8 protein-coding genes are annotated in these 6,989 nt (G+C 41.9%); 6 read left to right on the top strand and 2 right to left on the bottom strand.

Annotation, left to right across the window (positions count from 1 at the left end; translation table 11 throughout):
* The 6 genes from ACP69U_RS13420 to ACP69U_RS13395 form a co-directional block, all read left to right on the top strand.
* A partial coding sequence (locus ACP69U_RS13420; protein ID WP_426138786.1) for an alpha,alpha-trehalose-phosphate synthase (UDP-forming) occupies positions 1-1,593 on the top strand: 1,593 nt, incomplete at its 5' end.
* Between the two features lie 19 nt (positions 1,594-1,612).
* The gene (locus ACP69U_RS13415; RefSeq protein WP_426138785.1) at positions 1,613-2,701 is read left to right on the top strand and encodes an acyl-CoA dehydrogenase family protein; all 1,089 of its coding nucleotides are present in this window, start codon (positions 1,613-1,615) and stop codon (positions 2,699-2,701) included.
* Positions 2,702-2,745: 44 nt separating this feature from the next.
* Positions 2,746-3,549, top strand: a complete 804-nt coding sequence (locus tag ACP69U_RS13410) for a PIG-L deacetylase family protein (RefSeq protein WP_426138788.1) — start codon at positions 2,746-2,748, stop codon at positions 3,547-3,549.
* Positions 3,533-4,267, top strand: a complete 735-nt coding sequence (locus ACP69U_RS13405; RefSeq protein ID WP_426138784.1) for a class I SAM-dependent DNA methyltransferase — start codon at positions 3,533-3,535, stop codon at positions 4,265-4,267. The genes ACP69U_RS13410 and ACP69U_RS13405 overlap by 17 nt, the downstream gene beginning before the upstream one ends.
* A 44-nt stretch (positions 4,268-4,311) precedes the next feature.
* Positions 4,312-4,986: a glycosyltransferase gene (locus ACP69U_RS13400; RefSeq protein WP_426138787.1), complete on the top strand. Its 675-nt coding sequence runs from the start codon at positions 4,312-4,314 to the stop codon at positions 4,984-4,986.
* Positions 4,987-5,014: 28 nt separating this feature from the next.
* The gene (locus tag ACP69U_RS13395) at positions 5,015-5,695 is read left to right on the top strand and encodes a DUF421 domain-containing protein (protein WP_426138783.1); all 681 of its coding nucleotides are present in this window, start codon (positions 5,015-5,017) and stop codon (positions 5,693-5,695) included.
* 34 nt (positions 5,696-5,729) lie between these two features.
* Here the strand turns inward: ACP69U_RS13395 and ACP69U_RS13390 are convergent, their stop codons facing one another.
* Positions 5,730-6,167, bottom strand: coding sequence for a CinA family protein (locus ACP69U_RS13390; RefSeq protein ID WP_426138782.1), 438 nt, complete (start codon positions 6,165-6,167; stop codon positions 5,730-5,732).
* Between the two features lie 264 nt (positions 6,168-6,431).
* Positions 6,432-6,680, bottom strand: coding sequence for a CsbD family protein (locus ACP69U_RS13385; RefSeq protein WP_426138781.1), 249 nt, complete (start codon positions 6,678-6,680; stop codon positions 6,432-6,434).
* Between the last annotated feature and the right edge of the window lie 309 nt (positions 6,681-6,989).

Genomic DNA, 6,989 nt, shown 5'->3' with positions numbered 1-6,989 from the left:
ATCGTCCTATCTAACCGAGTTAAAATGCCTGATAACAACCCAATGGCAGGTGGACTTGCAATAGTACTGCAAGACGTGTTGAACGGAAAATCAGTCGTTTGGATGGGGTGGAATGGTGAAATTGTCGAGCGCTATAATGATAATTATACTAATGAATTTAGCAGTATCAAACATACTGCTTTAGCAGACGCTGACGCGCCGTGTGCCAATACATTCATCACTTATATGACCACTGCACTTACCACTGAGCAGTATCAGCAGTTTTACTGCGGCTTTGCCAACAATGTACTGTGGCCATTATTGCACGAGCGAGTTGATTTAATTAGTCAAGCGCCAGAGGATTACGCAGGCTATCAAACGGTAAACCACCTTTTTGCCAAACAATTAAAGAAGATTATTGAGCCTGATGATGTGATTTGGGTGCATGATTATCATTTTTTAAGCGTGGCGTATCATTGTAGGCAGCTGGGTATTCACAATCGTATCGGCTTTTTCTTACATATTCCATTTGTGTCACTGCCATTTTGGCAACAGCTGGATAGAAGCGCTGAGCTTATTCATCATTTTGCTTACTATGATGTATTCGGTACGCAAACTCAGCAAGATAAGGCCAATTGTCTTGACGTCGTCCAGCATTATCTAAAAGATCACTTCTTAACAAACATCCATCTAACCCACTATTTAGAAGGCTTACCAATAAACATCTTACATTCCCAGCAACACCTTAGTACTGCTAATCGGTCGATAGATACACAAATTCTGCTAAATTTAGGCTCAGGGGTCCACCACAGGTTACTGATTGATGCTTATCCAATCGGCACCAATGTGGCAAAAATCCAGCAGCAAGTTAGCCATTTATCCTCGCAATTTGCTACACACACCGATAAAAAAAAGCTGATAAAATCTGCCGACCAGCAAATTATTGCCGTGGATAGGATTGACTACTCAAAAGGGTTGTTAAGACGATTGTCAGCCTATCGTGAATTTTTAGAGCAAAATCCGACCTATCAAAAACAGCTGACGCTATTACAAGTTGCCTGCCCCAGTCGCTTAGATTTACCGGTTTATCATGAGCTTTATAACACTGTCAGACAAGAGGTTGATAATATCAATCAGCAGTTTTTACCAAATAAACAAGGTCAAAAAGATGCCGCCGGAAGTCGCCCAGCCATTAATTATAGCGAAACCGTATTAAGCCATGAAGCATTGATGACGTTGTTTTGGCAGAGTGATATCGGTTGGGTCAACTCGCTTAAAGATGGCATGAATCTGGTCGCTAAAGAATATATCGCCGCGCAAAATCCTGATGATCCGGGTGTGCTATTGGTCTCACGTTATGCAGGGGCCGCTGAACAAATGCAAGCGGCGGTCATCATCGATCCATACCGACCAACAAGCATGACAGATGGCCTGAAAACAGCATTAACTATGTCATTAGATGAGCGAATCGCTCGCTATCAATGCTTATTGCAGGGGTTACAGCAAGAAAACCTTCACTCTTGGTATCAAGGTTTCTTAGAGGACTTATATAACAACAAAGGGCATCAAACAGATAGCCCACTACCTGATACAGTCCAAGAGTCTGGTTTATAAAAATAGCTAGGAGATTCTCATGCTAACGTTAGATACTAAAAATTCTTTACTAACAGAGATGAAAGCTAGTATAGAAAATATCACAGGTATTGATAACCAATCTATCAGCACCTTGGCTGCAAGCGATACATTACGCCATAATATTTTAAAGGTGTTAATCGGTTATAGCGACAAAGTTCCGCATCCTGCTGGTGGAGCTAAAAATGTAAATGGTGCAACATCAGGAACATTGGCGCGTTGGCAGGTTTTGGCTTATGTGGCAGGGATTGATTTAACGATTGCTAAATGGTTTGAATCGCATCTAGATGCCCTAAGTATTTTACATGAATTGGGCTATGGTGATTCAGAGCCAGGGCTTTGGGCCGTTTGGGCAGCAGAAGGGCATCCTGATCCTATCCGTTATGACCAAGGTCAAGTTACTGGTACCAAAGCTTGGTGCTCAGGAGCAAACATGGTTGACCATGCGCTTATGACCTATCGTGATGCTAATAATGACGCGCAACTGTTTGTGGTTGACATGAAACAATCTGGTATTGAAGTTGACGATAGTGAGTGGCAGGCGGTTGGTATGCAAGCCACTGATACGGCGACTGTTCATTTCTCTAACGTAACCGCCAATCAAGTGGGAGCTACAAATGCTTATCTAGAGCGAGTAGGGTTTTGGCATGGGGCTGCGGGAGTGGCGGCTTGTTGGTTTGGGGCAACGGCTTGTTTAGCCAACTATTTAGTCACTGCTTATCAGCACAAACCAAACGATTATAAAGCCATGTATTTGGGTGAGATTAGCACAGCATTGGCAGTCACTCAGCAGTATTTTCATTATGTTGCTAATTTAATCGATAGTCAGCCACAGCTCTGCCACGAACTTGCCATACGCCAGCTAAGATCACAAGTTGAAAAGGTCGCTCGCCAAATAATGGAGGGAGTTGGTCAAGCGTTGGGCGCTGCGCCATTTTGTCGTAATGCTCATTTTGCAAGGTTATCGGCAGACCTTCCTGTATTTATCCGCCAAAGTCATGGAGCGTTTGACTTAAAAAAAATCGGCGAGCTAACCAGTGTTTTAGCTAATGATATAACAGAGGGGCAAAACCATACATGGCAACTATAACATCTAATAATGCTATAAAGCGTATGGTCAAAGATAATGCTGTTATGCTTGCTGCTACTCCTGACTCTAACCATCCAATTGTGGGTGACCGCGTTATCGAAGGCGATGGTACCAGTCCAGATAGCTGGAAAAATTGGTCTGGGCTACAAAACCTTCCTTCATTAAATATCGCAAAACGCTTTGCTGCCCATCAACGCATTTGTATCTTTGCGCCGCATCCTGATGATGAAATTCTAGGATGTGGCGGGCTATTGCAACAGCTGGCGGTGAACGGCAATCCTATTGTACTTATTCACGTGACTAACGGTACGCAAAGCCATCCAAACTCAACCCTCTACTCTCAAGAAAACCTCAATGTTATTCGTCCGCTTGAAAGCATGAAAGCGTTAAGAGCTTTAGGAATCGCTCATCAGGTCACGACTAGAGCGTTACACTTAACAGATGGCGAAGTCTTTAATCAGCAAGAAGATTTTTATAAAAAGCTGGCTGACTTTATTGAGCCTAATGATGTTTTAGTGACGACCTTTAGACGTGATGGCCATCCTGATCACGAAGCAACCGGGCAAGTAGTCACCTCGTTTGCCAAACGGCATCATTTATCCTGCTATCAAGTGTTGATTTGGGCGTGGCATTGGGCAAAACCTGCCGATAGCCGTATCCCGTGGGACTGTGCGATGCGTGTAGATTTAACCGCTGAGCAACTACAGCGTAAAATAGAAGCCATTGCCTGTTTTAAAAGTCAGATTACTGCTGATGACAGTACGGACAATCCACCTATTTTATCTGCGCAAACTATCGCTAGAATCAGCCAACCTTGGGAGGTTTATCTGTATGAGCCATGCTTCTAATACCAATTTGGTCGACGTTCGCCAATATGATAACTATTCAGAAACCTATTTTGACGCGTTATATCACAACAATACCGACCCCTGGCAGTATCAAACGCGTTGGTACGAAAAGCGTAAGAGAGAGATTTGTCTAGCCATGCTGCCAAAATCTCATTATCACTATGCTATTGAACTGGGCTGCGGGAACGGTGTGCTGAGTGAGTTATTGGCTCAGCGTTGTCAGACTCTAATCAGCATTGATGGCAATCAACAGGCCGTGAAACTTGCCAAAGAACGTTTAGCAGAATTGCCTCATGCTTATGTCATTCAGGGCGTGATTCCTACTATTTTATTGAACCTAGAAAGGAAACTTATAGATACCGATTCTCTATCAGACAATGTTTCTGCTACTCGCTCACCTTTTGATTTAATTGTCATTAGCGAGGTTTTATATTATCTAGAACCCAATGATATCGATACAGTGATTGCTTGGGCGCAGCAGAATATTGCTATAGACGGTACATTGCTATGCTGTCATTGGCGCTATGCGATTGATGGGTTTGCGATGACGGGAGAAACCGTGCATCAACGCCTACACCAAGCATTTAATGCCGCAAACGATAAGGCATCTTGCCAAGTAACTTTTAATCATCAAAGCCAAGTGGTCGATAGTGATTTTTTATTAGATGTTTGGCAAAATTCTCCAAATACGGTCGCTATGCAAGAAAATTTAATATGAAGACGTCTAACAGTCGATAAATACGAGGGGCATCCATGAGTAATATAAAAATTGGTATTGTGATTCCTGTGCACAATGAAGTGACGTCTATCATTAAGTGTTTGGCAGCATTACAGTGCGCCATTTCACAACTACCACCCTCCATCTCGGCATATCCATTGGTGGTACTAGATAGGTGTACTGATGATACGCAATCAATCGTCAAAGCCGCCGGCGTTGATTATCTGTGCTGTGACTACCAATGTGTGGGTAAAGTGAGAGACATAGGCATTCGTCATGCGATTGCAAAAGGTGCAACATGGCTTGCCTGTACAGATGCCGACACAGTTGTACCTGTTGATTGGTTGGTGCAGCAAGTTGAACAAGTTACGCGTCAGCCAACTGATGTTATTTGTGGCGTAGTGAGCGTTGATAGCTGGGAGCATTTGATGCCACAAACGCGTGAAGGTTATATCGCTCATTATCAAGACAAAATGGGGCATCGTCATATTCATGGGGCAAATTTGAGTTTTAGCAGTGAGGCTTATTTGGCTGTTGGCGGGTTTTCGCCGCTGCCTTGCCATGAAGACGTGGATTTGGTTAAAAGATTTGAAGTTCATGGCTATGACATTACTTGGAGCAATCGCGTCCGTGTAACGACCAGTAGTCGATTGCAAGCACGTACGGCAGAAGGTTTTGCTGCATTTCTAACGAATTTAGAAAAAGATAACTTACCATGATGGTCTAAAGTCCTAATAGGAGCGTGATATGAACTGGACCAGTATTTTCATTTATGACACAACATGGAGTTTTGCAGCAGAAATAGCAATACGTACTACGTTCATGTTTTGCCTAATCATTTTATTGTTACGAAGTACAGGCAAACGCGGGATTCGCCAACTCACTATTTTTGAGTTAACTATGATTTTGGCACTAGGCTCTATCGCTGGTGATCCCATGTTCACAGAAGACTTACCGCTTATTCAAGCGGTGCTCATCATGAGCCTTGTCCTACTTCTTTATAGACTTTTCACGTGGTTTACCACGAAGCACAAGTTTTTTGAGCTTCTATTAGAAGGCAAACCCACTTATATTGTAGAAAATGGTTTGTTGATAATTGAGGATGTCGAAAAAGGTAAAATGTCGCATGATGAATTTTTTACTGAAATGCGTCAACAAGGCGTGCGTCATTTAGGGCAAGTGGAGGTTGGATTGCTCGAAACAGATGGTGAGTTCAGTGTTTTGTTATTTCCACATGATGAAACGCAATATGGCTTACCTATTTTCCCCAAAGAATTTCAGGCAACAAAAAAGATAGAACACGGACAGCCTTATGCCTGTATGCATTGCGCATATGTCGAGTGTATTTTAGCGCCAGATGAAGTATGCAATCGATGCCATCATTCAAGGGGGTGGGCTAAAGCTCTAAATACTAAGATAATAAATTAGTTAGGATGACTGGTTGACCACCTCAATAACACTCTTACAAATAAGGTTGATATGAAAGCAGTTTTTGCTCAAGCGCGCCGTGACAAAGGCTGCGAAACTCATAAAACTCACCTTTATAGCCGATACAATAAAAAAACGTCCCAACGGGTTTTTCTTTGGTTTCAGAACCGCCAGGCTTTAGCAGCCCCGTGCAAGCAACATGCAAGTCAGCGTCAAACATCGTTTTGGATTGAATGACGAGCTCTCGGGTAACTGCTTGAGACTCAGGCGTACATTCCTCAATTAACTCGCTGGATACCTTTAGCACCTTTTTCTTTATAGCAACGTCATAACACACCAGTCCACCCATTAACACATCACCTGAATAAGGGCTGACAGAAAAACGATGCGCTAAATAGCCAGCAGTTGCGCTTTCAATAAAGACCACCGTCAATCCTTTGTCTGCTAATAATTTTGCACAGCTACCCGTCACAGCGTTCTCCTTATTAAAAATAGGTAAAATCAAAACAATTACAATTGTCTCAGTAGTTATTACAGTAGTTTTCTCTTTAATATTCAGTTTATGACATGATGAATTTGCGTAACAGATTTTTTAATTTTTTACGCGATGACAAAGGTAAAAGTAATGAAAGGATAAATTACCGCTACAGTTTATACATTAAAAAAAGACCGCATATTCTCAATGCAGTCTTTATTATAAGTAATAGAAATTAAAGAGTTAGAGAAAAGGTTCTATTTAGTATTGATTTTCGCGACGCCAGTCATCTACATCATGCTCTGCATCTTCTTTTGAATGCCCATAACGTTCTTGAACACGGCCAACCAATTTATCACGGTCACCCTCAATATGAGTGAGATCGTCATCTGTCAGATCCGCCCACTTTTGTTTTACGGAGCCTTTGAGTTGGTTCCATTCACCTTTCAGTGTTTGATTGTTCATATTTTGATCATCCATACTATTTTCATTAATATCTTGATTATCCATAGCGGCATTCCTTTTCGCTTAGTTATCATTAAATCTAAACCATCAGTCTTTATAAAAAATCCAACTGATATAAGTAATATAAGACAGCTATTATCGTACCGTCTGTATGAATAGCGTTTATAATTTCATTAAAACATCAATTTTACAACGCTAATATTTCTCTTGTTAAAATAGTGAACCGCCCCGACTCTATCGGAGAGTGATTTACTTGAGTCAGGCAGCAATACCCGACAGGGTCAAATTATCATAATACCGCTTTTCAAACTCAAAGGGTGACACATAACCAATCGTGCTATGCAGTCGTGTTTT

Origin of the sequence: Psychrobacter sp. TWR1-1-1 (genome assembly GCF_049895865.1) — a bacterium.
GTDB lineage: Bacteria > Pseudomonadota > Gammaproteobacteria > Pseudomonadales > Moraxellaceae > Psychrobacter > Psychrobacter immobilis_A.
The sequence above is the reverse complement of the archived record's forward strand: the minus strand, read 5'-3'. Positions and strand labels throughout refer to the sequence as shown.

Excerpts from the sequence above, each read along its gene's own strand:
- ACP69U_RS13415 (WP_426138785.1), top strand. The coding sequence starts at position 1,613 with ATGCTAACGTTAGATACTAAAAATTCTTTACTAACAGAGATGAAAGCT.
- ACP69U_RS13410 (WP_426138788.1), top strand. The coding sequence starts at position 2,746 with ATGCTTGCTGCTACTCCTGACTCTAACCATCCAATTGTGGGTGACCGC.
- ACP69U_RS13405 (WP_426138784.1), top strand. The coding sequence starts at position 3,533 with ATGAGCCATGCTTCTAATACCAATTTGGTCGACGTTCGCCAATATGAT.
- ACP69U_RS13395 (WP_426138783.1), top strand. The coding sequence starts at position 5,015 with ATGAACTGGACCAGTATTTTCATTTATGACACAACATGGAGTTTTGCA.
- ACP69U_RS13385 (WP_426138781.1), bottom strand. The coding sequence starts at position 6,680 with ATGGATAATCAAGATATTAATGAAAATAGTATGGATGATCAAAATATG.